The 356-nt window shown below is 66.9% G+C and carries 1 protein-coding gene; it reads right to left on the reverse strand.

Annotated features, from left to right (window positions below; genetic code table 11):
* Window positions 1–356 (reverse strand): response regulator (locus ACWTU9_RS33310; RefSeq protein ID WP_455862032.1); only part of this gene is annotated, 356 nt, incomplete at both ends.

Raw genomic sequence — 356 nt, forward strand, 5'->3', positions numbered from 1 at the left:
AGTGTCGGCGAGACATAGCTTTCGCCAGCCGCGACATTGCTGAGGATTTCGGCCAGCGCCTTCGAACCGACGCCTTTCAGCACATAGCCGCGCGCGCCGGCATTGAGCGCCTGGGCAACATCGGCGTTGGCTTCCGACACGGTCAGCATGACGACCTTCTGGCCGGGGTGCCCCGCCATGATGTTTGCCGCCGCGGTGAGCCCGCCGCCCGGCATGCTGATGTCGAGCAGCACGATGTCGGGCCGCGTGGCCGTGACCAGCCTCTCGGCATCCTCGGCGCTGGCACCTTCGCCGACCACTTCGAAACCGCCGATCTCGCCGAGGCTGCGCGCTACGCCCTCGCGAAACAATGGATG

The sequence above is a fragment of the Mesorhizobium sp. 128a genome (assembly GCF_053848025.1).